At 40.9% G+C, this 25,034-nt stretch carries 21 protein-coding genes and 2 pseudogenes; 15 read left to right on the top strand and 8 right to left on the bottom strand.

The genetic code is table 11. From position 1 onward, the window contains the following. Positions 1–81: 81 nt before the first annotated feature. The 5 genes from KTR06_RS13485 to KTR06_RS13465 all read left to right on the top strand — a co-directional run bounded on the left by KTR06_RS13485 (position 82) and on the right by KTR06_RS13465 (position 5,106). Positions 82–1,422 (top strand): glutamate synthase subunit beta, encoded by a 1,341-nt coding sequence (locus tag KTR06_RS13485; protein ID WP_151935140.1) that lies wholly within the window; start codon positions 82–84, stop codon positions 1,420–1,422. Between the two features lie 214 nt (positions 1,423–1,636). Then, positions 1,637–3,304 carry an asparagine synthase B gene (asnB, locus tag KTR06_RS13480; protein ID WP_128859010.1) on the top strand — a complete coding sequence of 556 codons (1,668 nt, stop codon included), beginning with the start codon at positions 1,637–1,639 and terminating at the stop codon, positions 3,302–3,304. A 172-nt stretch (positions 3,305–3,476) separates the two neighbouring features. Next, complete coding sequence (locus tag KTR06_RS13475) at positions 3,477–4,241, top strand: glycerophosphodiester phosphodiesterase family protein (protein ID WP_049702576.1); 765 nt, start codon at positions 3,477–3,479, stop codon at positions 4,239–4,241. Positions 4,242–4,270: 29 nt separating this feature from the next. Next, positions 4,271–4,522 (top strand): hypothetical protein, encoded by a 252-nt coding sequence (locus KTR06_RS13470; protein WP_049702575.1) that lies wholly within the window; start codon positions 4,271–4,273, stop codon positions 4,520–4,522. Between the two features lie 5 nt (positions 4,523–4,527). Next, positions 4,528–5,106, top strand: a complete 579-nt coding sequence (locus KTR06_RS13465) for a GNAT family N-acetyltransferase (RefSeq protein WP_217290418.1) — start codon at positions 4,528–4,530, stop codon at positions 5,104–5,106. Positions 5,107–5,208: 102 nt separating this feature from the next. Here KTR06_RS13465 and KTR06_RS13460 read toward each other — a convergent pair whose 3' ends face one another. After that, the gene (locus KTR06_RS13460) at positions 5,209–5,505 is read right to left on the bottom strand and encodes a thioredoxin family protein (protein WP_015530958.1); all 297 of its coding nucleotides are present in this window, start codon (positions 5,503–5,505) and stop codon (positions 5,209–5,211) included. Positions 5,506–5,919: 414 nt separating this feature from the next. Between KTR06_RS13460 and dapF the strand changes: the two genes are divergently transcribed. The 6 genes from dapF (at position 5,920) to KTR06_RS13430 (ending at position 13,381) form a co-directional block, all read left to right on the top strand. Next, a complete protein-coding gene (dapF, locus tag KTR06_RS13455; protein ID WP_151923182.1) occupies positions 5,920–6,735 on the top strand; it encodes a diaminopimelate epimerase in 816 nt (271 codons plus the stop codon). 50 nt (positions 6,736–6,785) lie between these two features. Then, the gene (locus tag KTR06_RS13450; RefSeq protein ID WP_074705247.1) at positions 6,786–8,018 is read left to right on the top strand and encodes an LL-diaminopimelate aminotransferase; all 1,233 of its coding nucleotides are present in this window, start codon (positions 6,786–6,788) and stop codon (positions 8,016–8,018) included. Between the two features lie 186 nt (positions 8,019–8,204). Then, positions 8,205–8,966 carry a hypothetical protein gene (locus KTR06_RS13445; protein WP_217290417.1) on the top strand — a complete coding sequence of 254 codons (762 nt, stop codon included), beginning with the start codon at positions 8,205–8,207 and terminating at the stop codon, positions 8,964–8,966. Positions 8,967–9,114: 148 nt separating this feature from the next. Then, a complete protein-coding gene (locus KTR06_RS13440) occupies positions 9,115–9,471 on the top strand; it encodes a P-II family nitrogen regulator (protein ID WP_004303701.1) in 357 nt (118 codons plus the stop codon). Positions 9,472–9,578: 107 nt separating this feature from the next. Next, the gene (locus KTR06_RS13435) at positions 9,579–11,015 is read left to right on the top strand and encodes an ammonium transporter (RefSeq protein WP_217290416.1); all 1,437 of its coding nucleotides are present in this window, start codon (positions 9,579–9,581) and stop codon (positions 11,013–11,015) included. Positions 11,016–11,191: 176 nt separating this feature from the next. Beyond that, positions 11,192–13,381 (top strand): glutamine synthetase III, encoded by a 2,190-nt coding sequence (locus KTR06_RS13430; protein WP_217290415.1) that lies wholly within the window; start codon positions 11,192–11,194, stop codon positions 13,379–13,381. 155 nt (positions 13,382–13,536) lie between these two features. On the opposite strand, the gene KTR06_RS24760 is transcribed toward KTR06_RS13430, so the two are convergent. The 3 genes from KTR06_RS24760 to KTR06_RS13415 all read right to left on the bottom strand — a co-directional run bounded on the left by KTR06_RS24760 (position 13,537) and on the right by KTR06_RS13415 (position 14,793). Next, entirely contained in the window at positions 13,537–14,019 is a 483-nt protein-coding gene (locus tag KTR06_RS24760; protein WP_074705252.1) for a DUF6169 family protein, read from the bottom strand. Beyond that, entirely contained in the window at positions 13,991–14,140 is a 150-nt protein-coding gene (locus tag KTR06_RS13420; protein WP_008022861.1) for a hypothetical protein, read from the bottom strand. The genes KTR06_RS24760 and KTR06_RS13420 overlap by 29 nt, the downstream gene beginning before the upstream one ends. Positions 14,141–14,214: 74 nt before the next feature. After that, positions 14,215–14,793 carry an HdeD family acid-resistance protein gene (locus KTR06_RS13415; protein ID WP_004315724.1) on the bottom strand — a complete coding sequence of 193 codons (579 nt, stop codon included), beginning with the start codon at positions 14,791–14,793 and terminating at the stop codon, positions 14,215–14,217. Between the two features lie 194 nt (positions 14,794–14,987). Here KTR06_RS13415 and KTR06_RS13410 point away from each other — a divergent pair. After that, a pseudogene (locus KTR06_RS13410) lies at positions 14,988–15,210 on the top strand (Ppx/GppA family phosphatase); the annotation flags it as partial. A gap of 169 nt (positions 15,211–15,379) precedes the next feature. Further along, positions 15,380–16,027, top strand: coding sequence for a GNAT family N-acetyltransferase (locus tag KTR06_RS13405; protein WP_009040496.1), 648 nt, complete (start codon positions 15,380–15,382; stop codon positions 16,025–16,027). A 784-nt stretch (positions 16,028–16,811) separates the two neighbouring features. Here the strand turns inward: KTR06_RS13405 and KTR06_RS24755 are convergent. Beyond that, positions 16,812–17,685: pseudogene (locus KTR06_RS24755) on the bottom strand (LruC domain-containing protein). Between the two features lie 349 nt (positions 17,686–18,034). Next, positions 18,035–19,894: an SLC13 family permease gene (locus KTR06_RS13395; protein ID WP_004315719.1), complete on the bottom strand. Its 1,860-nt coding sequence runs from the start codon at positions 19,892–19,894 to the stop codon at positions 18,035–18,037. Between the two features lie 337 nt (positions 19,895–20,231). Here KTR06_RS13395 and KTR06_RS13390 point away from each other — a divergent pair, with 337 nt between their 5' ends. Further along, positions 20,232–21,857, top strand: coding sequence for an ATP-binding protein (locus KTR06_RS13390; protein WP_004315718.1), 1,626 nt, complete (start codon positions 20,232–20,234; stop codon positions 21,855–21,857). Between the two features lie 231 nt (positions 21,858–22,088). Here the strand turns inward: KTR06_RS13390 and KTR06_RS13385 are convergent, their stop codons facing one another. Together KTR06_RS13385 and KTR06_RS13380 are read right to left on the bottom strand one after the other, a co-directional pair. Beyond that, positions 22,089–23,234, bottom strand: a complete 1,146-nt coding sequence (locus tag KTR06_RS13385; RefSeq protein WP_008022874.1) for an iron-containing alcohol dehydrogenase — start codon at positions 23,232–23,234, stop codon at positions 22,089–22,091. A gap of 79 nt (positions 23,235–23,313) precedes the next feature. Further along, complete coding sequence (locus KTR06_RS13380; protein ID WP_004300101.1) at positions 23,314–23,454, bottom strand: hypothetical protein; 141 nt, start codon at positions 23,452–23,454, stop codon at positions 23,314–23,316. A 359-nt stretch (positions 23,455–23,813) separates the two neighbouring features. Between KTR06_RS13380 and trpB the strand changes: the two genes are divergently transcribed. Then, complete coding sequence (gene trpB / locus KTR06_RS13375) at positions 23,814–25,001, top strand: tryptophan synthase subunit beta (protein ID WP_007752215.1); 1,188 nt, start codon at positions 23,814–23,816, stop codon at positions 24,999–25,001. Positions 25,002–25,034: the final 33 nt, after the last annotated feature.

Raw genomic sequence — 25,034 nt, 5'->3', positions numbered from 1 at the left:
TAGTCTGTAAATAGTCAAATAGCAAATGACAAGATAGTCTGGAAATAGTAAATAGTAAATCGTCAAATAGTAAATAACAAGATGGGAGATCCTAAAGCATTTCTAAATATACCTCGACAAGAGGCGGGATACCGCCCTGTAAACGAGCGAATCGCTGACTATAGTCAGGTAGAACAGACTTTGAATACAAACAGCCGTAAATTGCAGGCGTCACGCTGCATGGATTGCGGTGTACCTTTCTGTCATTGGGCATGCCCGATAGGAAATAAACAACCGGAATGGCAGGACGCATTATACAGGGGAAAATGGAAGGAGGCATACGAAGTATTGTCGTCTACTTGCGATTTTCCGGAATTTACAGGACGTATTTGTCCTGCCCTTTGCGAGAAATCGTGTGTGTTGAAACTTTCCTGCGATCAGCCGGTGACTATTCGCGAGAATGAAGCAGCTATCGTGGAAGCGGCTTTTCGTGAAGGATATATACAGGTAAAGACGCCGAGAAGAAACGGAAAGAAAGTGGCGGTGATTGGTGCGGGTCCTGCCGGATTGGTAGTGGCTAATCAGCTGAATTTAAAAGGATATAGCGTTACTTTATTCGATAAGGATGAAGCGCCCGGAGGGTTATTACGGTTCGGTATTCCTAATTTCAAACTGGATAAGAATGTAATTGACCGACGGATGAAGATATTGGCTGCTGAAGGAATACAGTTTGAGATGGGAGTAGAAATAGACGTCAATCATTTGCCGGAAGGATTCGACGCTTACTGCATCTGTACCGGAACGCCGACTGCACGTGATTTGAGTATTCCGGGACGTGAACTGAAAGGCATCCATTTCGCACTTGAAATGCTGGCACAGCAGAACAGGATTCTGGCAGGACAAACTTTCCCGAAAGATAAATTGGTGAATGCCAAAGGCAAAAAAGTACTTGTGATAGGTGGCGGAGATACCGGTTCCGACTGCATCGGAACCAGTGTGAGACAGGGAGCCGTCAGTGTCACTCAAATCGAAATCATGCCGAAACCTCCTGTCGGCTACAATCCGGCTACTCCTTGGCCACAATGGCCGGCAGTCTTCAAAACGACTTCCAGCCATGAAGAAGGTTGTACACGCCGCTGGTGCCTGGCTTCCAATCAGTTCCTCGGAAAGAATGGAAAAGTGACAGGTGTAGAAGTGGAAGAAGTGGAATGGATTCCGGCAGCAGATGGCGGACGTCCCACGATGAAACCAACAGGGAAGAAGGAAGTCATCGAAGCTGATATGGTATTATTGGCGATGGGATTCCTGAAACCGGAGCAACCGAAATTTGCAAAGAATGTATTCCTAGCCGGTGATGCCGAGACTGGCGCCAGCCTGGTGGTACGCGCCATGGCGGGAGGACGAAAGGCTGCTGCGGAAATAGATGCTTATCTAATACAATAAGTTTTGCAACAGTGTACAACAAGAAGCTCGATTGCTATTATCGGTTCGTTCCATATCTGTGGAACTAAACGATAACAGATATGGAACTAAAGGGAAACAGTTGTGGAACTAAACGATAACAATTATGGAACGAATTAAGAATAGCTAGTCAGCTTCTTAGAAATAGCGAATAAACAATCAACAGATTACATTACCCCCTCTAAAAATTAAAGTTATGTGTGGAATAGCAGGTATACTCAACATCAAAGTTCAAACGAAAGAACTAAGAGATAAAGCACTGAAAATGGCCCAGAAGATCCGTCATCGCGGACCGGACTGGAGCGGAATCTATGTAGGCGGAAGTGCCATCCTGGCACACGAACGCCTTTCCATTGTCGACCCGCAGAGTGGAGGGCAGCCGTTATACTCTCCCGATCGTAAACAGGTGCTCGCCGTCAACGGTGAGATTTACAATCACCGTGATATTCGCGCTAAATATGCGGGAAAATATAACTTTCAGACTGGAAGTGACTGTGAGGTAATTCTTGCCCTTTACAAAGATAAAGGCATCCATTTTTTGGAAGATATCAGCGGTATCTTCGCTTTCGTGCTTTATGATGAGGAAAAGGATGAATTTCTAATTGCCCGCGATCCGATAGGGGTTATTCCTTTATATATAGGAAAAGATAAAGAGGGAAAAATCTACTTCGGCAGCGAATTGAAAGCTCTCGAAGGATTTTGTGACGAATATGAAGTATTCCTCCCCGGACATTATTTCTATAGCAAAGAGGGAAAAATGAAACGTTGGTATTCGCGCGGCTGGACAGAATATGAAACCGTCAAAGAGAATGATGCACAAACCGAGGATGTGAAAGTGGCATTGGAAGAGGCTGTGCACCGCCAGTTAATGAGTGACGTACCGTATGGAGTGTTGCTTTCGGGCGGGTTGGATAGTTCTGTTATCTCTGCTATTGCCAAAAAATATGCGGCAAAACGTATAGAAACAGACGGTGCAAGCGATGCGTGGTGGCCTCAACTCCACTCTTTCGCCATCGGTCTAAAGGGTGCCCCCGATTTGATTAAAGCGCGTGAAGTAGCCGAATATATCGGTACCGTTCATCATGAGATCAACTACACCGTTCAGGAGGGGCTGGACGCCCTGCGTGATGTTATTTATTTCATCGAGACGTATGATGTAACTACCGTACGCGCTTCCACTCCCATGTATTTATTGGCGCGTGTCATTAAATCAATGGGAATCAAAATGGTGTTGAGCGGTGAAGGTGCCGATGAAGTTTTCGGGGGGTATCTGTATTTCCACAAGGCCCCTACTCCACAGGCATTTCACGAAGAAACAGTACGTAAACTTTCAAAGTTGCACATGTACGATTGCCTCCGTGCCAATAAAAGTTTATCAGCATGGGGAGTAGAAGGACGCGTACCTTTCCTTGATAAAGAATTTCTCGACGTGGCAATGAACCTGAACCCGAAAGCTAAAATGTGCCCCGGAAAAAACATCGAGAAACGAATTGTTCGCGAAGCCTTTGCCGATATGTTACCGGAAAGTGTGGCTTGGAGACAGAAAGAGCAGTTCAGTGACGGTGTAGGATATTCATGGATTGACACATTGAGAGAGATCACAGCAGCTGCCGTGAGCGATGAGCAAATGGAACATGCTGCCGAACGTTTCCCGATCAATACGCCACAAAACAAAGAAGAGTACTACTATCGTAGCATTTTCGAAGAGCATTTCCCCAGTGAAAGTGCAGCACGCACCGTCCCCAGTGTTCCTAGCGTAGCTTGCTCCACAGCAGAAGCTCTGGCATGGGATATCGCTTTCAGAAATCTGAACGAGCCTAGCGGACGTGCAGTGAAAGGAATACATGAAGAGGCCTATACTTAACTGATAAAAAATAACGGAAACAGCAAATTCTGTTATTCTTTTGTAGCATTTCTATTCTAAAATCCCAAGGATTAACGCAGATTAGCATATTATCGGCTGATTTGCGTTATCTTTTTTATAATTTTGAGGCCAAACCCAATTAAATCTATCAAACTTTTAAAAGATCAAACAAATGAATTTAAAAAAAATGATGATGGCTTCTGCCCTTCTAATGGCTGCTTGCTGTATGCAGGCACAGACAAAAGTGATAGCTCACCGCGGTTTCTGGAAAACTCCGGGATCATCGCAGAACAGTATTTCATCACTTCTAAAAGCAGATTCCATCGGTTGTTACGGTTCAGAATTTGACGTATGGATCGCGAAGGATAACAAGTTAGTGGTTAACCATGATCCTGTATATAAGATGAGGCCGATGGAATATTCCAAAGGTGATGCGCTGACCGGACTTAAATTATCCAACGGAGAAAACTTACCCAGCCTGGAACAGTATCTGGAAACCGGAAAAAACTGTAAAACCCAATTGATTCTCGAACTGAAAGCACATAGCAACAAGAAACGTGAGACTAAAGCGGTGCAAGGAATTGTTGCCATGGTGAAGAAAATGGGACTGGAAAACCGTATGGAATATATCACGTTCTCTCTACATGCCATGAAAGAGTTTATCCGTCTGGCTCCTGCCGGTACTCCGGTATATTACCTTAACGGAGAATTGTCTCCCAAAGAGCTGAAAGAACTTGGTGCTGCCGGTCTGGACTATCACATGGGAGTGATCAAGAAACACCCCGAATGGATCAAAGAAGCTCACGACCTCGGCTTGAAAGTCAACGTATGGACAGTAGACGAAGTAGAAGATATGAAATGGCTGATCGAGCAAAAGGTAGATTTCATCACCACTAACGAACCGGTCATCTTACAAGAAGAATTAAAGAAGTTCTAATCCTGAAAGGACACTTTTTTAAAAGCAAATTGAACAGCAAGCTTGAAGAAAAGACTCTTTGGGCTTGCCATAACAAAGAAATAGTGCTACCTTTGTATGTTGAATTAACAATGAAAGGAGAAAGCAAAGTGGCAAAGCCAATAAAAGAAACCCCAATTTTGTTTGGGGAGGATGCCCGGAAATTTGAAGCGCGAATGAAAGAAAAACGTAGAGAGACACCGGAACAAAAAGCAATCAGATTGAAACGTTACAAAGCCGTAATGAACGTTTTCAAAGATTGATAAGTATGATTTTAACAGAAGAAATATTTCAAGAGACATATATAGTGCGCCGCTTGAAAATAAAAGAATCAGTGAAATCGTTCGACTGTGGTGACACAGATCTGAACGATTTTATTTTAAATGAGTCATTATTATATCGGAAAGCATTACTCGCAGTAAGCTATGTTGTTGAAGACAAGAAAAATAATAATCGGGTTGCTGCCTATTTCAGTCTGGCTAATGATAGAATCTCATTAACTGATTTTAAAGATAAAACTGAATTTAATCATTTCCGAAAGCATCGTTTTGTAAATGAAAAGCGATTAAGAAGTTATCCGGCAGCGAAGATTTGTCGTTTAGGAGTAGATCGTTTAGTGAAGGGTACAGGCATGAGCTCATTCCTTTTAGCTTTTATTCAGAGCTATTTTGTTATAAATAATAAAACAGGGTGCCGCTTTCTTACCGTAGATGCCTATTCCGAAGCTGTTCCATTTTATATAAAGAATGGTTTTGTCCCGCTGACACCTGAAGATGAAAATTCTTCTACTCGTTTGTTGTTTTTTGATTTGAATGATATTGTTGATGATGAAGTATCAGAAGGATAATAATTATGTTATATATAAGAAAAAGTGCTATTATTCAGTAAGTTTAACTCACGTGATAGCACTTTTTTAATAAACCGACAGATGAAATTACAATCTTTCATCTTATTGAAAATCATCCAATACCTCTTTTAATTCTTCTACCGTAAGCTCTCCTACCTGCCTCCAAAGTTCATGACTCTTATGCAATAGAAGGAAAGCCGGTACTGTTTCTACATTATGAGCATCAGCAATTGCTCTATTCTCTTCTGCATTCACTCTAATCAATTCCACAGTTCTCTTTTCGTAAGTTCGGAGCACAGGCCCTATCCACTCATAATGAGGGGACCAATCGGCATAGAACACCACCAACACCAGATGGTTGGTTTTAACTGCTGTTTCTAATTGTTTCTCTATATTCATATCGCTACGTTTTTATATTAATGATAGTGCTAAAACAATGAATACAGAAAAAGGTTCTTCAAAACACTCCGCGAACAATATGATAGAGAAATAAGGATTTTCACTTTCATATCGTCAAAAGAAAAAGAATATATTTCTTGTTTTTATAACTGGTTTTATGGATTATCAGGACTAAATATTCTTCATATATTATGAAAGAATATACAAAGCAATTCGTTCAAATAACAGTTTATTAATATATGAATATATATAATTCCAAATTATAACTAAACATAGCCGTATGAAAGGCAATTATAAGTTCACAGAAAATTAATAGAGATTAGACATACTTTTCAATAAAATATAAAGCAAAAAGTCATATCTTTGCATTGTAATAAAACAAAAGGATACAACAACCAATAAATACCAATCAAAATGACAACAAGAATTAAGTTCACTAAAATGCATGGAACAGGAAATGACTACATATATGTAGACACGACCAGATATCCGATAGCAGACCCTGAAAAGAAAGCGATCGAATGGAGCAAGTTTCATACAGGAATCGGAAGTGATGGACTAATATTGATTGGTGTCTCTGATAAAGCGGATTTCAGTATGCGTATTTTCAATGCCGACGGTTCGGAAGCAATGATGTGTGGCAATGGTAGCCGCTGCGTAGGCAAATATGTATATGAATACGGATTGACTGATAAAACAGAAATAACTTTGGATACACTATCGGGAATTAAAATTCTGAAATTGCAGGTAGAGGGAAAAACAGTCAGTACAGTCACCGTAGATATGGGCAGTCCACAAGAAACAGGAGAGATTGATTGGAAAAAGAAATATCCTTTCCCATCTACTAAAGTATCAATGGGTAATCCACATCTCGTCACATTTGTTGATGACATTACCCGAATTAATCTGCCGGAAATCGGTCCTGAACTGGAGAATCATCCTCTCTTTCCCGACAGAACGAATGTAGAGTTTGCACAGATCGTCGGTAGAGACACCATACGGATGAGAGTATGGGAAAGAGGATCGGGAATTACTCAAGCTTGCGGAACAGGTGCCTGCGCCACAGCAGTAGCCGCCTTCATCAACGGACTTGCAGGAAGAAAAAGTGATGTGATAATGGATGGAGGGACAGTTACCATCGAATGGGATGAAACCTCCGGACATATATTAATGACCGGACCGGCAACCAAGGTTTTCGATGGGGAAATTGTTGAAGAAGTTGAGAGTTGAGAATGGAGAGTTGAGAATGAATAGTAATAGAAACTTAAAACAATAACAAGATGGCATTAGTAAACGAGCATTTTTTAAAATTACCGGGAAGTTATTTATTCTCGGATATAGCGAAAAAGGTAAATACTTTCAGGATAACGCATCCCAAACAGGACATCATCCGGCTAGGTATCGGCGACGTTACGCAGCCACTTCCTCCAGCCTGTATAGAAGCAATGCATAAAGCGGTAGAAGAACTGGCCGGCAAAGATACATTCCGCGGATATGGTCCTGAACAGGGATATGATTTTCTGATTGAAGCAATCATAAAGAACGATTTCGCTCCACGCGGGATTCATTTCTCGGCATCCGAGATTTTTGTCAGTGACGGGGCTAAAAGCGATACCGGAAATATAGGTGATATTCTTCGCCACGACAATAGCGTAGGTGTTACAGATCCCATTTATCCGGTTTACATAGACAGTAACGTTATGTGCGGACGCGCCGGAGTATTGGAAGAAGAAACGGGTAAATGGAGCAACGTTACTTATATGCCTTGCACAAGTGAGAACAACTTTATCCCGGAAATTCCGGACAAACGGATAGACATCGTTTATCTCTGTTATCCGAACAACCCGACAGGGACCACCTTAACCAAACCGGAACTGAAAAAGTGGGTGGATTATGCCTTGGCAAACGATACACTGATTCTGTTCGATGCCGCTTACGAGGCATATATCCAGGATGAGAATGTCCCCCACTCTATCTATGAGATTAAGGGAGCTAAAAAGTGCGCGATTGAATTCCGTAGTTTTTCAAAAACGGCAGGATTTACAGGAGTACGCTGCGGATATACCGTGGTTCCGAAAGAGCTCACTGCCGCCACTCTGGAAGGTGATCGCATACCACTCAACAGATTGTGGAATCGTCGCCAGTGTACTAAGTTTAACGGCACTTCTTATATTACCCAACGGGCAGCAGAAGCCGTTTACAGTGCAGAAGGCAAGGCACAGATTAAGAAAACAATCGACTATTATATGACCAACGCAAAAATCATGAAGGAAGGCTTGGAAGCCACGGGACTGAAAGTATACGGCGGCATCAACGCTCCCTACTTGTGGGTGAAAACTCCGAACGGACTTTCTTCATGGCGATTCTTCGAACAGATGTTGTATGAAGCCAATGTGGTCGGTACTCCCGGTGTAGGTTTCGGGCCAAGCGGTGAAGGGTATATCCGTTTAACTGCATTCGGCGAACGCAACGACTGTATCGAAGCGATGAGAAGAATAAAAAACTGGCTCTGATTGAATGAATAATGGATAGCGGGAAATAGAAAGTTCAACATGCCCCCATTAAACGAACATCATCATTCCTGCAGGATCAGTTATCCATAATCAGTTATCCATAAAAAACGATAGTATTTTGCGCGCTACTATATAACAAATGGACCGTACATCCACATTTTTCTAACTTTTAAAGGTAAAAAGACGATGAAAACGACGATTAACAACAAATTGGGGGTAATAACAGTAGCATTATTACTGTCAGGATTTGTCCCGTCTACAATGATGGCACAAGATAAGGTAGAAGCTTCCGTTGGGGCAGATTTGGTAAGTGGTTACATCTGGCGCGGTCAGAATTTAGGCGGAGTTAGCGTCCAGCCTTCACTGGGAATCTCTTACAAAGGTTTATCACTCGGAGCATGGGGATCAGTAGGAGTTGAATCCAAAGATGCAAAAGAGTTTGACTTAACTATCGGTTATTCAATTGGTGGATTTAGTGTTTCAATAACGGATTATTGGTTTGATAAAACATATACAGGGGATGTAGATGAATACGGAAAGGAGATTTATACAACCAATAAGTATTTCCAATATGGAGCCTATTCTACAGCACATGTATTTGAAGCACAAGTGGGATATGATTTCGGTCCGCTAGCCGTCAACTGGTACACAAACTTTGCAGGTGCCGACGGTGTGAAAGAAAACGGCAAAAGAGCTTATTCTTCTTACCTCGCACTTAGCGCACCTTTCAAATTGGGAGGTCTCGACTGGACAGTAGATTTAGGTATGATTCCCTGGGAAACGACTTTTTATAATGGCTATACCAGTGGATTCTGCGTAACAGACATCAGTCTCGGAGCATCCAAGGAGATTAAAATCACAGATTCCTTCTCCGTACCGACATTTGCCAAAGTAACAGTGAACCCACGCACTGAAGGAGCCTACTTTGCTTTCGGACTAAGTTTTTAAGAGAGAGAATTTACAATACAAAGAGCGTATAGGGATTAGAAAAGGTAGTTAGAGTTTAGATTTTATCGGTTTGTTGTATGGTAACCTGCTATGGCTGCCGCTACCCTATACCTCTTTCTTTTACAGGACACACTAATATTTAAGGTATATGAAAAAGATTGAAGCTATCATCCGTAAAACCAAATTCGAGGACGTAAAAGACGCCCTACTCGAAGCGGACATCGAATGGTTCTCTTATTACGATGTAAGAGGCATTGGAAAAGCACGGCAAGGACGTATCTACCGTGGCGTAGTTTATGACACCAGCACCATTGAACGAATTTTGATCTCTATTGTCGTGCGCGACAAGAATACCGAGAAAACAGTGCAGGCTATCATCAAAGCTGCACAGACCGGAGAAATCGGTGACGGACGTATTTTCGTCATTCCTATCGAAGACGCTATCCGCATACGCACTGCCGAACGTGGTGACATAGCCCTCTACAATGCAGAACAAGAACGTTAATCGGCAGCGGCAAGGTGCCGCTCCCAGGTTTCCTTGCGGATCATAACTTTATAAAGAGGTTTACAACATCACTAATAAAATAATAGGTATAAAATAAGATAATTATTATGGATACAAAATATAAAAGCCATAGCTTCGTAAAGCTGTGGATAGCCACTACTATATTCATTTTGTGCTGTTTTACTACTGATATGTCGGCACAAAACACAGCTGCTGCCGATACAGTTGCAGCAGTTACAGAAACAATTACCGAAGTCGTTGCTCCTGCTGAAGAAGCATCAGCAGCTCCCGATACGCTTGGTGAATTAGCTCTTGGATTGAATACTGTATGGATGTTGCTTGCAGCAATGCTCGTATTCTTCATGCAGCCGGGATTTGCATTAGTAGAAGCAGGTTTTACCAGAGTGAAAAATACTGCCAACATTCTGATGAAGAACTTTGTAGACTTCATGTTCGGCTCTTTACTATACTGGTTTATCGGTTTCGGATTGATGTTCGGTGCAGGCGGATTCATCGGAATGCCCCACTTCTTCGACCTTTCTTTCATTGATAATGGTTTGCCAACCGAAGGATTCCTCATATTCCAAACCGTATTCTGTGCGACAGCAGCTACAATTGTATCAGGAGCCATGGCAGAACGTACAAAATTCTCCATGTATATCGTCTACACCATCTTTATCAGTGTACTGATTTATCCGATATCCGGTCACTGGACATGGGGCGGAGGCTGGTTGATGAACGGTGAAGAAGGTTCTTTCATGATGAGTCTCTTCGGAACCACCTTCCATGACTTTGCCGGTTCTACGGTCGTTCACTCTGTAGGTGGATGGATTGCTTTGGTAGGTGCCGCCATTCTTGGTCCCCGTATCGGTAAATATGGTAAAGACGGCAAATCAAAAGCTATCCCAGGCCATAGCCTGACTATTGCCGCACTAGGCGTATTCATTCTTTGGTTCGGATGGTTCGGGTTCAACCCCGGTTCTCAATTGGCAGCAGCAACCGAAGCCGATGCTATCGCCATCTCCCACGTATTCCTGACAACGAATCTGGCAGCTTGTGCCGGTGGTTTCTTCGCTCTGTTGGTGAGCTGGATGAAATATGGAAAACCTTCCCTGTCATTGACACTGAATGGTATCTTGGCAGGGCTGGTAGGCATCACAGCAGGATGTGACGCAGTATCTCCTGCAGGAGCAGCCTTAATAGGTGCAATATGTGGTGTCGTAATGATATTCTCCGTTGACTTCATTGACAAGGTTTTAAAAATAGACGATCCGGTAGGTGCATCTTCTGTACATGGTGTTTGTGGTTTTTTAGGAACTATTCTTACAGGTTTGTTCTCCACCAGTGAAGGTTTATTCTATGGCTACGGTTTCGGATTCCTCGGTGCACAAATATTCGGAGCATTGGTAGTAGGTGCATGGGCAGCAGGCATGGGATTCATCATTTTCAAAACGCTTGATAAGATTCACGGACTTCGCGTTCCGGCACGTATCGAAGAAGAAGGTCTTGATATTTACGAACACGGAGAATCTGCTTACAACTAATTTAGTGATGAACGGTTGAGTGATTAGTGAAAGACAGCTGCGCACAACTTACTACTAATCACTACCGCGCTAATCACAGAAAAAACTTCCGGACAGGTTTGATCGCCTTTCCGGGAACCACATAACAAAGTAATTATTTACTCTAACATATTTAACAACAAATCAAATCAGGTATTATGTCAAAACTTAGATTCAGAGTAGTAGAGACAGCTTTCAAAAAGAAAGCTGTTGAGGTAGCAACACCTGCCGAACGTCCTTCGGAGTATTTCGCCAAGTATGTATTCAACAAGGAGAAGATGTTCAAATACCTTCCCAGCAAGGTATACAATGCACTGATTGACGCCATTGACAACGGTGCTCCGCTAGATCGCAGTATTGCCGACGAGGTAGCTGCCGGCATGAAGAAATGGGCCATTGAAATGGGTGTTACTCATTATACGCACTGGTTCGCACCGCTGACCGAAGGCACAGCTGAAAAACATGATGCTTTCGTTGAACATGACGGCAAAGGCGGTATGATGGAAGAATTTACTGGTAAACTGCTTGTACAGCAGGAACCGGATGCTTCTTCTTTCCCGAATGGCGGTATCCGTAACACATTCGAAGCCCGTGGTTACAGCGCATGGGACCCCTCATCACCTGCTTTCATTGTGGATGATACGCTTTGCATCCCAACTGTGTTTATCGCATATACCGGCGAAGCTCTCGACTATAAAGCTCCCTTGCTGAAAGCATTGCGGGCCGTAGATAAAGCTGCTGTAAACGTATGTCGTTACTTCAACCCGGAAGTGAAAAAAGTAGTTGCTTACTTGGGCTGGGAACAGGAATACTTCCTGGTAGACGAAGGATTGTATGCCGCACGTCCGGACTTGCTAATGACCGGTCGTACTTTGATGGGACATGACAGTGCCAAAAACCAGCAGTTGGAAGACCACTACTTCGGTGCTATCCCCACCCGCGTAGCCGCTTTCATGAAGGATCTCGAAATTGAAGCGTTAAAGCTGGGTATTCCTGTTAAGACCCGTCACAACGAGGTTGCCCCGAACCAGTTCGAGTTAGCCCCCATCTTTGAAGAGTGTAATCTTGCTAACGACCATAACTTGCTGATTATGTCATTGATGCGTAAGGTAAGCCGCCGTCATGGTTTCCGCGTACTACTTCATGAAAAACCTTTTAAGGGCGTCAACGGATCGGGTAAACACAACAACTGGTCGTTGGGAACTGACACGGGCATTTTATTAATGGGACCGGGTAAAACTCCGGAAGATAACCTGCGTTTTGTTACTTTCGTCGTAAACACATTGATGGCAGTTTATCATCATAACGGATTGTTGAAAGCTTCTATCTCTAGCGCTACCAACGCCCATCGTCTGGGAGCTAATGAGGCACCTCCTGCCATCATCTCCTCTTTCCTCGGGAAGCAATTGTCGCAGGTATTGGATCACATTGAAAACAGTACAAAAGATGATTTGATTAGTCTTAGCGGCAAACAGGGAATGAAGTTGGATATTCCGCAGATTCCCGAATTGCTGATTGACAATACTGACCGTAACCGTACCTCTCCTTTTGCTTTCACCGGAAACCGTTTTGAGTTCCGTGCCGTAGGTTCCGAGGCAAACTGTGCGTCTGCCATGATTGCATTGAACTCTGCCGTAGCAGACCAATTGGTGAAGTTTAAAAAAGATGTGGATGCTTTGACTGAAAAAGGAGAACCTAAAGTGTCTGCCATTCTTGAAATTATCCGTGGATATATCAAGGAATGTAAAGCGATTCATTTTGACGGCAATGGTTACAGCGACGAATGGAAGAAAGAAGCAGCCCGCCGTGGACTAGATTGCGAAACCAGTGTTCCTGTTATCTTCGATAACTACCTGAAACCTGAAACCATTGCCATGTTCGAAGCTACCGGCGTAATGACAAAGAAAGAACTGGAAGCCCGCAACGAAGTGAAATGGGAAACGTATACGAAGAAGATTCAGATCGAGGCGCGTGTATTGGGTGATTTGGCTATGAACCATATCATTCCGGTGGCCACTCAATATCAAACGGATTTAATTAATAATGTCTATAAGATGCAATCTCTTTTCCCGGCAGAAAAGGCAGCGAAATTGTCTGCTAAAAACCTGGAACTTATTGAAGAGATTGCCGACCGCACAGCCTTCATCAAGGAGCATGTAGATGCAATGATTGAAGCTCGTAAGGTTGCGAACAAGATAGAAAGCGAACGGGAAAAAGCCATTGCCTACCACGACACGATCGTTCCGGCACTGGAAGAAATCCGCTACCACATCGATAAGTTGGAACTCATTGTTGACAACCAGATGTGGACGCTTCCGAAATACAGGGAACTGTTATTTGTGAGATAGAAAAAAAGAACGGTGAACGATAAACGGTGAACAAGTTGCATTGCAACGCATTTACCGTTTACCACTCACAGTTCACCGTTATGAAATTATCTATTTCTTTTGTTGGTTGTTTTAAGTTTGCGGGGAGGGGTGCTGTGAAGCAGTCCTCTTCTTTTTTATTCAACAGGATAAAATTCATTTTTAACTAACTCATAAAAAGCCGCAATCAACTTTTCTTTTCGAGGATGGGAAGAACTTAACAAGATAGAAACATATAATTGATACCCTTCAGTAGTAGCCGAAGCATCAAATTTTAGAATATCTTTGGTTTTAAAATTAGTATACCACCGACTAAACAATCTATTTCTTTTATTTTCTTTTCCATCAATATTATCGCATACAAGAATCATTGCTCTTTCTTTACTTTGAAAGAATTCTTGTAAGATCGTAACAATTGTTGCCGCTATCTTTGGATCAATAGGATGAGGAGTTGATTCTTCCGGTTCAAAACTAAAAGTATATACTTCGTCAAAATCCGGGTGATATACAGAGTAATCAACAAAATAAGCGATGTATTTTACACCGCTTATCGTTATAAATGAGTAGTTCCAATCTGATTCCTTACAGAATTCATACGGGAGTTGAGAATTTGATGTCACGCTCTTTGGCTATTTTTTTCAAGTCTCCACCCTCCTGTATACATTTCCTTATCGCTTTCTTGTCCTCCAATACTTTTTGAAAGAAAGAAGAAGATTTGCTTTGTTTCTTTTCAGGCTTCATACATTTGTTTTTATTATACCACAAAGATACTCTTTTTCAGAGACATAACAACATTACCTACTATTTTTTCTTTTTTATTCGATTATCTTTGCATCCTCAATATCATCATCGTCATGTACCACCGGAGTCTTCGGACGACGACGGGTAAACTTGAACCAGTTGATTAATTCGGTAAGCGAATAAACCAAACTACTCACACCAATAATTATAAATGCAGTATTACGTGCTCCCGTCGGATTAAACAAAGCGATGATACCTGCAATAAGAATCAATGAAGGAACCAGGTAAAACGCTCCCGGAACAGGCATCCACCGACGTGCCATCGATAAAGAAGCAATCTGTTGCACTCCTCCCATTATCAGGATAAATCCCAATAAAAACATCAGAACATCTGCAAAGAATTCAGGCATCACAATCAACCAAAGTCCAAATAACAAACTACCGATTCCTTCTATCGGGAAACGGGGAGCCGCTTCACCTTCCTGTCTTTTCCGGCCGAAATAACCAAAAAGGCTGATAACACCGGGAATTAAAAAGGCAACACCAACTGTAATGACAATATAGCTGGCAGCCGCATTTGGCCAAATCACGAGTACCAATCCTATCACAAGTGCAAAGAGAATACGAATAAGAGAATAATTCATTGTTTTCATAAATTCTATATTTTTTAACCGAGTCTGTTCCAATACTTTTGCGAATATAAGTGTTTCTACTGATATATAAAAATAACAAATAAACATTGTAATAAGTTCGTAATAATATCGTTATGACAATTACATCTCGCATTGATATTTTTGCAGAAAATTTAGACAGTTCCCTTTCAGTATGAAACAAAGTGAAATAAAAAAAATCACTGCAAGATATATATGAAACATTGAAAGCTCTCTACCGAACAACGTATCAAGCAATATAAGTTGAAACCGGACCGGGCCGATGTTATTGTACCTGCTGCTGAAATATTTCTCGAGATAGCTACTCATATAAAAGCCACCGGAATTATTGTACCTACCATCAGACTGTTCGACGGTATCATCAATAGTCTGTACACGCAAAATATGAACAAGGTTTAATTCTCTACAATCTTGATGCATCAATACACAAAACTCCTGATACTAGTGTATATTCAAACTTTGTATCGGGAGTTTTTGTCTCATCTTGCTATAATGTACAGATTCGTCCTTAAAGAGGTAAATATTCAAATTTTGTTCTCTATATTTGTGTAACTATATATTTGATAAGATGGATATAAAACTTAGAATTGAACAACCTTCGGATTATAATGAAACCGAAAATGTCACACGGGAAGCCTTTTGGAATCATTTTTCTCCGGGATGTGACGAACATTATCTCCTTCATATCATGCGTAACCATCCAAAGTTTGTACCGGAACTCGATATTGTTGCAGAACTTAATGGCAAGATTGTCGGCAATGTGGTCTGCCTTAAATCATTTATCATGGCGGATGACGGTAACCAATATGAAGTATTGAGCCTGGGGCCCATTTCTGTTCTTCCCGAATATCAACAGAAAGGTATTGGAGGAAAAATGATTGCGCTGACCAAAGAACGAGCTTTCGATATGGGATTTCGTGCCATTTTACTTTGCGGTGACCCGGATTATTACCTCCGGCAAGGATTCATTCCTGCTGAAACATTAGGGATTCGCACCGAAGATAATATGTATGCCACAGCTCTTCATGTTTATGAATTATATGATAATGCTTTAGCCAACGCTAAAGGACGTTACATAGAAGATGAAATATATCAGGTCGATAAATCAGCTGCTAATGAGTTCGATAAGCGATTCCCTCCAAAGGAAATTATAGTTGGCACTCCGTCACAAAAGCGGTTCGATCAGATAGTAGTGATGCGGAGAAAAGCGATTTAAGTTTATTCAACCTTAAATCGCTTGATTTGTACATTACGGAAGTTCTATCGTGCTATGCCATCAAGCAACTATTATTCAACATAGCTACTATTCTTTGTCTCTTCATAGTTACAAAGCATTAAAATATATAATTGTAACAGAGAGAAAAAATGCCTTAACAATTGATGAAACCTATCTTATAGAAACTATAGTTTACAAAAAGTCACCATTGACACTTTGTAATTCTTAATCTACCAGGAATCGTTTCTTTCCTCCCTTTTATTGTAATAAAGAGTTTCTGCCACTGTAGAGGAATTTGCTCAAATCGTTATTCTATAATCAGGCACGATATATACACTTTTTGATACATCATCAAAACATTTACCACCAAAGAGAGATTATCTATACCAATAAAGTTTCCTTTTATTCTTTTCTATTTATCATTATCAAAGACCGAAATAGAAAAATCAATGGAAGGAAAGTAGAAAATACTAACAATATTTACGACATAGCGACACTATCCCAATGGTTTGCTTACTCTATCCATAGCTTTTGGTGACATTATCCGCATCTTTTGCTTACTTTATCCTTATGTTTTTCACAAATATAACGATGCTTTTCCGATAAAAACACGGTGCTTTTGTACAAAACAAGCAAAATTTTCAGCATTTTAAAGGTTTTTGCTTGCTAACAGAGAAAAATAACAAAACATGTGAGATAGCAAAATCCCTGATTACACAAACAATCGTCAGTATAATCAGGGATTCTAAAACTTTATGTAAAAAGTGTAGAGATGACGAAAAGTTTAGTACTGAATCACCTTGTCACTACTAACAGTCTTATACCAATCTGTGGTTGAGCTCTGATCGTGTGCCCAATCTGCAAATTTAGAATATGCATTCGTTATCACTGTTGTTTCTGTTGGATAAGCAAATTTATCAGGAACGCAAAGAGCCCAAGTATTATTAACTACCTTGATTACTTCGAGCACTTCATTATCTGCCAATTGCCCATTCGCCGTAGCCGAATTAAAATGAGTCAAATGGATTTCCGTTCTCTTTTGACCTATCCCCTGATAAGCAATGAAGAAGTCTAAGCCATCTGTCACACTAGGGACAGATATTGTATTCTTAAGTTTGACGTTCACTTCAAGAATGTATATATCGGTCAGAGGGGTACTAGCATTCCCTGTATTCAACATGAGACGTTGTGCTCCTGTATATCCATATATAATGTGCGTCTCCTAAATGCGCTGTCACTGTACCATTTTCAATCGCTACCGGTTGAACCAGATAGCGTTTGTGCTCATCTATGCGTGCAACAAACACCTTATCAAGCGCTGTTGCACAATCCATCACCACATTCAAAGTCGTACTTTGATTGACAGTTCCTTCCGCTAAGAGTTTTGCTGTACTTCCCGGACTTAATGGATCGGCATCAAATATTTGTATCTTATAATCTACTCCCTGATCTCCATTAACTGACACACACGCTATCACACTTCGTGACACTGTCCAATCACCATCAAGATCGATGTTTTTTACAGGAAAAGTTTCTTCGTAAATTTGCTTCAGTTGATCTGCATCAAACAGATTTTTCTCATTATCAACACAACTGATAAAACTGATGGAAGACGCCAACAACGAGAAAGTGAATACTTTTGCAATGTTCTGTTTCATAATCTTTTAATGCTTTAGTTTGTTTTATTTGCGAAAAACATAAATCACTACTAATCAATAATCAGCAATGAACGCACAAAGATAATTGTATTTATAAACATTATACAGATTACATTGCATTTTCCGATTTGCAGTTAACATCTTTTAAAGCGCCTCACTCTAATTATTTATATTAGATGACAGTTAGTTATATCGTTGAATATAAAAATTTTAATACTATTTATTCAATAGTATACAGCAAAAAAAAGAGTTGCATGGAAATATGCAACTCTTCATAAAAAGACAAAGATTCAGCGCTACAAATCTCTATTTCTTTCATCTCCCCCATTGACAAGATAAAAATCAAAGACTAAAAGGGGAAAATCAATGGCAATACAAAAATCATCACGATTCCCATAATAATCTGCAACGGTAATCCTACTTTTACATAATCCATAAAAGTATATTGTCCTGCAGGCATTACCAAGGCATTAGGCGGCGTAGAGAACGGAGAAGCAAAACACATACTTGCACCTACCGTCACGGCAAACAGAAAAGGAACCGGACTGACTCCAATCTGTATGGCACTTTGCAAAGCAATCGGAGCAAGCAAAACAGCGGTAGCCGTATTACTAATAAACATCGTCATCAACGAAGTCGTAAAATAAATACCTGCCATCAATGCAATCGGTCCGTATGATCCCAAACCGTTCACCAATGTATTGGAAATATATTCCGAAGCTCCCGTTTTCTCCAATGCCAGAGACATAGGGAGCATGGCAGCAATCAATACAATACTTTCCCAGTTAATCGTTTTATAAGCCGCTTCCACATTGCGGAAACATCCCGTAAGCACCATCAATATACCCGCTATCATAACGGCTGTAACCGGAGCTACCGGAATGAAATCAAAAACCATCATTGCGACCATTAACACCATAATAGCAGCTGCTACCGGAGCTTTATAATCTAACGTAACTTTAGCCGCTTCCGCCAAAGGTTGCCCCAAAACAACCCAATCAGCATCTTCCTTACTAAGACGGGCTATATTATTCCATGTTCCTTGCACCAAAAGCACGTCACCACTATGAATACGCTCATTCCCCAAATCTTGCAATAAATATTCCTTTTTACGACGAACCCCTAATACGTTCACATTAAACTTATCACGGAAACCAGCTTCTTTAATTGTCTGGTTTATCAAATTAGAAGATGGCATCAATACTATTTCAGCAATACCGATATCATAAAAATCAAGCGAATTAGTCGTACTTTTTGTTTCTTCCGTTGCATGGTCGCCCAAGATCTCCAACAGGTAATCTTCCGCAAAGAGTTGCACCTTATCAAAGTCTCCAGTCACATACAAAATATCCTCTACTTCTAACATCGTGTCCGGTGCAGCAAACTTTTGAGTAATCGTTTTTAGAAAACGATGTTGCGATGCATCACCACGACGAACTTCCATAATATTCAGACCATATTTACGACGAATATCCAAATCTATTATTGTCTTCCCCAAAAGCCGTGAATCTTTTATCACCTGTAAACGAAACAAATTACTGGAGAGTCCATATTCATTAACCAACTGTTTCAATGACTTGCCCGAACGTTTATTATCATCTTTCTGGCCTTTTTTAGAAAGAAACCATTTACTAAGCGGCATCAGAACCAGTGTACCGACAATTACACAGACAATGCCGACAGGCAGGAAAGAGAAGAAAGAAAGCGGCTCAAGTCCGGCGGAAGTCAACGTATTCTGTATCACAAGGTTCGGCGGAGTACCAATCAGAGTCATCATACCTCCCATACTACTTGCAAAAGCCAACGGCATTAACAGCCTGCTGGGATTCATGCCGGCACTCATCGCCAGACTAACAACAATAGGAAGCATCAATGCCACCGTGCCTGTGTTACTGACAAACGCACCAATGACAGAAGTCACCAACATCACCAATAGAAACAACCGGATCTCACTGGTTCCCGCAAGTTTAAGAATTCGGGAACTAATCATTTTTGCCAGTCCCGTCTGAAAAATAGCCCCTCCTACTACAAACAATCCGATCATCATAATGACTACCGAATTGGAAAAGCCGGAGAGTGCCTCGTCAGGAGTTAATATCTGAAAAACAAGTAAGGCTATCAGCGCACATAGTGCCACAATATCCGAACGAACCTTGCCGTTCACGAAAAAGACAGCCGAAAGAACGAGAATAATAATGGTTATTAGCATACGTAATTAAATGATTGTTTTATTTTGACTCTATCAAAACTTATTAAGGTGAACAAAAATAGAAAATACTCCAGCGTTATTAAAACAAATTAGAAATGATTTTAGTTCATGAGACATCATTTAATATTTTAATACATTTTACCTCTAGAAAAAGAATCAAAATTAAGCAAAATATCATACCATACAGGAAATAAAAGACACCATACGTCCCCATTTATCCATCACATTTTATTACACTGTCACAATATAAGGTTGAAAATCAATATATTTATGTATTATCTTTTGATAGTTCAGAGAACAATTCATATCTTTACACCCTATTTATATCAAACATTTTATGGCAAACAATATTTTGTTAATTTTCTGGATTGGTGAAGTACCTTGGGGTTATAATTATTTACTGGTAATTATTTTACTCCTTATCATCAGCATTTTATTATATAGAATCCACAAATTACACAAAACGATTAAAAAGACCAATCATTCCTATCGTTTTTCTTTTGATATTCTCGACAACCTTCCTTTTCCGATCTTCGTAAAAGACATTGCAAATGATTTCCGATACTATTACTGGAATAAAGAATCAGCCGTTCAATCCGGTATCAGTAGTGAAGAGGCTATCGGACATACTGACTACGAAATATACGGAGAAGAAAGAGGAGAAAAATACCGGAATATCGACAAAGAACTCGTACAAGAAGGCAAAGTATACCGCAAAGAAGAAAAATATATCACTCCCGATGGAATCACCCATGATACGATTGCTGTAAAATCAATTATTTCATGGGAAGGGGAAAAAAGATGGCTGCTGGCAACCCGATGGGATATCACCCAACTCAAGAATTATGAAAGAGAATTGGTTGCAGCCAAAGAAGAACTGGAAAAAGCATTGAAGAAGCAGAAACTAGCTCTAAAAAGTATTGACTTCGGGCTTATCTATATTGATAAAAATTACCGGGTGCAATGGGAAGAAACAAGACAAATCGCCAGCCTGGTAAAAGGAAGACGATACATACCGGGAAAAATTTGCTATCAGACCAGTGCACTTCGTAATGAACCATGTGGACAATGTGCTTTCAAGAAAGCAATCGAACAAGGCAAAATAATCCGACATACAATCAGAGTAGACGATGTAGATTTTGAAGTGACCGCAACTCCCGTTTTTGGCGACGAAAAAGAAACTGAAATTATTGGCGGATTACTTCGTTTTGAAAACATCACAGAAAAACTAAAAATGAACAGAATGTTGCAAGAGGCAAAGGAAAAAGCCGAAGAATCCAATCGACTGAAATCTGCCTTTCTAGCTAATATGAGCCATGAAATACGAACCCCACTAAACGCAATTGTAGGATTTTCCGAAATGGTTTGCCAGACAGAGGAGGAAGAAGAGAAACAGGAATTCGTGAAAATAATCTCCAGCAACAATATCTTATTATTGCAACTGATAGACGATATTCTGGATCTTTCCAAAATCGAAGCCGGTACTATGGAATTCACATTTGCGCAAACTGACATTAATGAACTGATGGAAGGTATTTGCAGACAAATGCAAGAAAAAAACTCTTCACCGGACGTACAAATCGTATTCACAGAGAGAGCAAATCAATGTATTATTAATACAGACCGCATACGCTTATCACAGGTTATCATCAACTTTACAAACAATGCCTTAAAGTTCACTTCCAAGGGTTCTATCGAAATGGGATACCGGATTGAAGAAGCAAGTGATGAAATATACTTTTATGTAAAAGATACAGGTATCGGAATTCCTGCTGACAAAATAGACAAGGTGTTCGAACGTTTCGTCAAACTGAATTCGTTTATTAAAGGAACAGGTCTCGGACTAGCCATCTGTCGTGTCATTGTAGAGCGGCTGGGAGGAGTTATCGGAGCGGAATCTAAAGAAGGAGAAGGTTCTTGTTTCTGGTTCAAAATTCCAAGAACAGAGAATATTGAGAAATAGTAAACAGAATACCGAAAAGCCTTGGATTTATAAAATCACTCTTTTTGCTGTTACTGATTATGAAGTATACCCTGTAAGATAATAATACTGCCCCGCTACTTTACATTATTACCACTACTAATGAAATGTACCCCAAAAGTTTTATATCCAACTTTTAGGGTACACATTTTATTTAGCAAGAAGGATTTTTCGGAAACCTTCTTATTCTATAAACTTCATGTAAGAGTGTGCCTAAAGTGCAGTCTCTAATATTCTACGAGCAACAGCACCTGTTACATTTCCATTCTCACCATATTTAGCACCACGTTCATTGAAGCGGCGTTCGATTTCCAGAATAGTTTCCTGTCCGATGTTCTCTTCATGCAAACGTGTAGTCAGTCCCAGTGAACGGAAAAATTCTTCGGTACGGCAAATTGCTTCATCAATCCGCTCTTCTCTCGTACCGGAAGTAATTCCCCAAACTCTTTCACCATACTGCAAAAGCTTATCCCCTTTTTCTTCATGAAGCACTTGCAACGTGGCAGGAAGAACAATGGCTAACGTATGGCCATGTGTCAATCCGTGCAAAGCAGTAATTTCATGCCCGATCATGTGAGTAGCCCAGTCTTGAGACACTCCCATAGCAATAAATCCATTCAATGCCATTGTAGCCGAAAGCATAAAATCAGCCATCAGTTGATAATCATGCTGGTTTTCACGAATTTTCGGAGCAATCTCCACCAGAGTTTGCAGAATACCTTCTGCCCAACGGTCCATAACGCGACTCTGTCCGGAAGTAGTCATATATTGCTCCATCACATGAACATAGGTATCAGCCAATCCACAAGCTACCTGATGAGGTGGCAAGGTAAAAGTTACTTCCGGATCAAGAATAGAGAAGATTGGATAGTTGGCATAAAAAGGATATTTCTCTTTCGTTTCGCGACGGGAAATAACTGCTCCGTTATTCATTTCCGAACCGGTAGCAGGCAAAGTCAATACAGTGGAAAGAGGTACAGTATGAGTTACCGGGCGTCCGGCAAGTACTAAATCCCAGGCATCACCATCATACAGGATTCCTGCGGAAATCAATTTCGTACCGTCAATAACAGAACCGCCGCCAACAGCCAGCAAATAATCCACTTTCTCTTCTTTTCCCAAAGCAATCGCTTTACGGAGAGTTTCGATGGCAGGATTGGGTTCGATTCCCCAAAATTCTACCGTAAAATGGTCCTTCAATGCTTCCTTTACCTGATCGTACACTCCGTTTTTCTTCACGCTTCCGCCGCCAAAAGTAATCATAATACGTTTGTCGGACGGTATTTCTTTAGCCAGCCGGGCAATCATCCCTTTTCCCATGATTAGTTTCACAGGATTTTGAAAAATAAAATTTTCCATATCTTAGTCTATTGTTATTATTTTGGTTATTAGTCACTATCCTTGCAAAGATACATGATTTATCCGAGGCCTGTCAGAATCAAGCAAAGAATTGTTGTGCCACGGAAGGAACCATAGCCGACAACCAGGGTTTCATATCCTCTGCTACCAATAACCAATACAATAATAATATAATGAAAATGGCAATAGCGATACCTACTAAAACTTTTCTCTGTTTCATAATTGTTTTTGTTTAAATATTCAATATTTATAAGAACAGTTCAGGTTGAAAATTGTTCTATATCAGAAAAATGAAGGCAAAAGAGAAAAAAAGTCATATTTTGTTTGCTGTTTCAAACAAAGTGTCTATATTTGCCCCCATAAAATTACAAAAGACAATGAGAACAATGTTAGTAAATACATATTGGTGGTGGCGCCCGTTACAACTCCGACAGTCGTAAGGGAGCAGTGCTCGTATGTATATACCTCATTAAAGATATAACAAATTTGAAAGAGCCCTGTCGCAACCTGCGACAGGGCTCTTTTTATTTACCCGTTTCAAAACAGATTCAATAATAACATAAAAATACAGATAGGATTATGAAAAGTTTTTTAGTTGACCAGGATGGCTATTACGGAGAATTCGGCGGTGCTTACGTACCAGAAATCCTCCACAAATGTGTTGAGGAACTAACGAATAAGTACCTCGAAGTGATTGAAAGCGAAGATTTTAAGAAGGAGTTCGACCAGTTGCTACGTGACTACGTAGGACGTCCCTCCCCACTCTATCTGGCCAAACGCCTTTCTGAAAAGTACGGTTGCAAGTTGTATCTGAAACGGGAAGACCTGAATCATACAGGTGCTCACAAAATCAACAACACCATCGGACAAATCTTACTGGCACGCCGCATGGGAAAGAAGCGTATCATCGCCGAAACCGGAGCCGGACAACATGGAGTAGCAACAGCTACCGTCTGTGCATTGATGGATATGGAATGTATCGTTTATATGGGAAAGACGGACGTAGAACGCCAGCACATCAATGTAGAGAAAATGAAAATGTTGGGAGCCACCGTTATCCCCGTTACTTCCGGCAACATGACTCTGAAAGATGCAACCAACGAAGCGATCCGCGACTGGTGCTGTCATCCTGCCGACACTTATTATATCATCGGATCTACCGTAGGTCCTCATCCCTACCCTGACATGGTAGCACGTCTGCAATCTGTTATCAGCGAAGAAATCAAAAAGCAACTGCAAGAAAAAGAAGGACGCGATTATCCGGATTATCTGATAGCCTGCGTGGGAGGAGGAAGTAATGCTGCCGGAACGATTTATCATTATATCAACGACGAACGGGTAGGCATTATCCTGGCGGAAGCGGGAGGTAAAGGAATAGAAACCGGAATGACCGCCGCTACCATCCAACTCGGCAAAATGGGAATTATCCACGGAGCACGTACCTATGTCATCCAAAACGAGGACGGACAGATAGAGGAACCATACTCCATTTCCGCCGGACTAGATTATCCGGGCATTGGTCCGATACACGCTAACCTTGCCGCCCAAAGCCGTGCCAACGTATTGGCAATCAACGACGACGAAGCGATAGAAGCTGCCTACGAACTAACCAAACTCGAAGGTATTATCCCTGCATTGGAATCCGCCCATGCATTAGGAGCTTTGAAAAAATTGAAGTTCAAGCCGGAAGATATCGTTGTATTGACTGTTTCGGGACGAGGAGACAAAGATATTGAAACCTATTTGTCGTTTAACGAACAGCTATAAATAATTAGTCAACCATCATTCGCAATCAATAAT

The sequence above is a fragment of the Bacteroides sp. MSK.20.12 genome, from assembly GCF_019052435.1.
Classification (GTDB): Bacteria; Bacteroidota; Bacteroidia; order Bacteroidales; family Bacteroidaceae; genus Bacteroides; species Bacteroides xylanisolvens.
This window is presented reverse-complemented; position numbering and strand designations above follow the sequence as displayed.

Excerpts from the sequence above, each read along its gene's own strand:
- KTR06_RS13460 (WP_015530958.1), bottom strand. The coding sequence starts at position 5,505 with ATGAATATAGAGAAACAATTAGAAACAGCAGTTAAAACCAACCATCTG.
- KTR06_RS13420 (WP_008022861.1), bottom strand. The coding sequence starts at position 14,140 with ATGAAGCCTGAAAAGAAACAAAGCAAATCTTCTTCTTTCTTTCAAAAA.
- trpB (WP_007752215.1), top strand. The coding sequence starts at position 23,814 with ATGAAAAGTTTTTTAGTTGACCAGGATGGCTATTACGGAGAATTCGGC.
- KTR06_RS13405 (WP_009040496.1), top strand. The coding sequence starts at position 15,380 with ATGGATATAAAACTTAGAATTGAACAACCTTCGGATTATAATGAAACC.
- asnB (WP_128859010.1), top strand. The coding sequence starts at position 1,637 with ATGTGTGGAATAGCAGGTATACTCAACATCAAAGTTCAAACGAAAGAA.
- KTR06_RS13445 (WP_217290417.1), top strand. The coding sequence starts at position 8,205 with ATGAAAACGACGATTAACAACAAATTGGGGGTAATAACAGTAGCATTA.
- KTR06_RS13465 (WP_217290418.1), top strand. The coding sequence starts at position 4,528 with ATGATTTTAACAGAAGAAATATTTCAAGAGACATATATAGTGCGCCGC.
- KTR06_RS13440 (WP_004303701.1), top strand. The coding sequence starts at position 9,115 with ATGAAAAAGATTGAAGCTATCATCCGTAAAACCAAATTCGAGGACGTA.
- KTR06_RS13450 (WP_074705247.1), top strand. The coding sequence starts at position 6,786 with ATGGCATTAGTAAACGAGCATTTTTTAAAATTACCGGGAAGTTATTTA.
- KTR06_RS13435 (WP_217290416.1), top strand. The coding sequence starts at position 9,579 with ATGGATACAAAATATAAAAGCCATAGCTTCGTAAAGCTGTGGATAGCC.
- dapF (WP_151923182.1), top strand. The coding sequence starts at position 5,920 with ATGACAACAAGAATTAAGTTCACTAAAATGCATGGAACAGGAAATGAC.
- KTR06_RS13485 (WP_151935140.1), top strand. The coding sequence starts at position 82 with ATGGGAGATCCTAAAGCATTTCTAAATATACCTCGACAAGAGGCGGGA.
- KTR06_RS13385 (WP_008022874.1), bottom strand. The coding sequence starts at position 23,234 with ATGGAAAATTTTATTTTTCAAAATCCTGTGAAACTAATCATGGGAAAA.
- KTR06_RS13380 (WP_004300101.1), bottom strand. The coding sequence starts at position 23,454 with ATGAAACAGAGAAAAGTTTTAGTAGGTATCGCTATTGCCATTTTCATT.
- KTR06_RS13415 (WP_004315724.1), bottom strand. The coding sequence starts at position 14,793 with ATGAAAACAATGAATTATTCTCTTATTCGTATTCTCTTTGCACTTGTG.
- KTR06_RS13430 (WP_217290415.1), top strand. The coding sequence starts at position 11,192 with ATGTCAAAACTTAGATTCAGAGTAGTAGAGACAGCTTTCAAAAAGAAA.
- KTR06_RS13390 (WP_004315718.1), top strand. The coding sequence starts at position 20,232 with ATGGCAAACAATATTTTGTTAATTTTCTGGATTGGTGAAGTACCTTGG.
- KTR06_RS13395 (WP_004315719.1), bottom strand. The coding sequence starts at position 19,894 with ATGCTAATAACCATTATTATTCTCGTTCTTTCGGCTGTCTTTTTCGTG.
- KTR06_RS13475 (WP_049702576.1), top strand. The coding sequence starts at position 3,477 with ATGAATTTAAAAAAAATGATGATGGCTTCTGCCCTTCTAATGGCTGCT.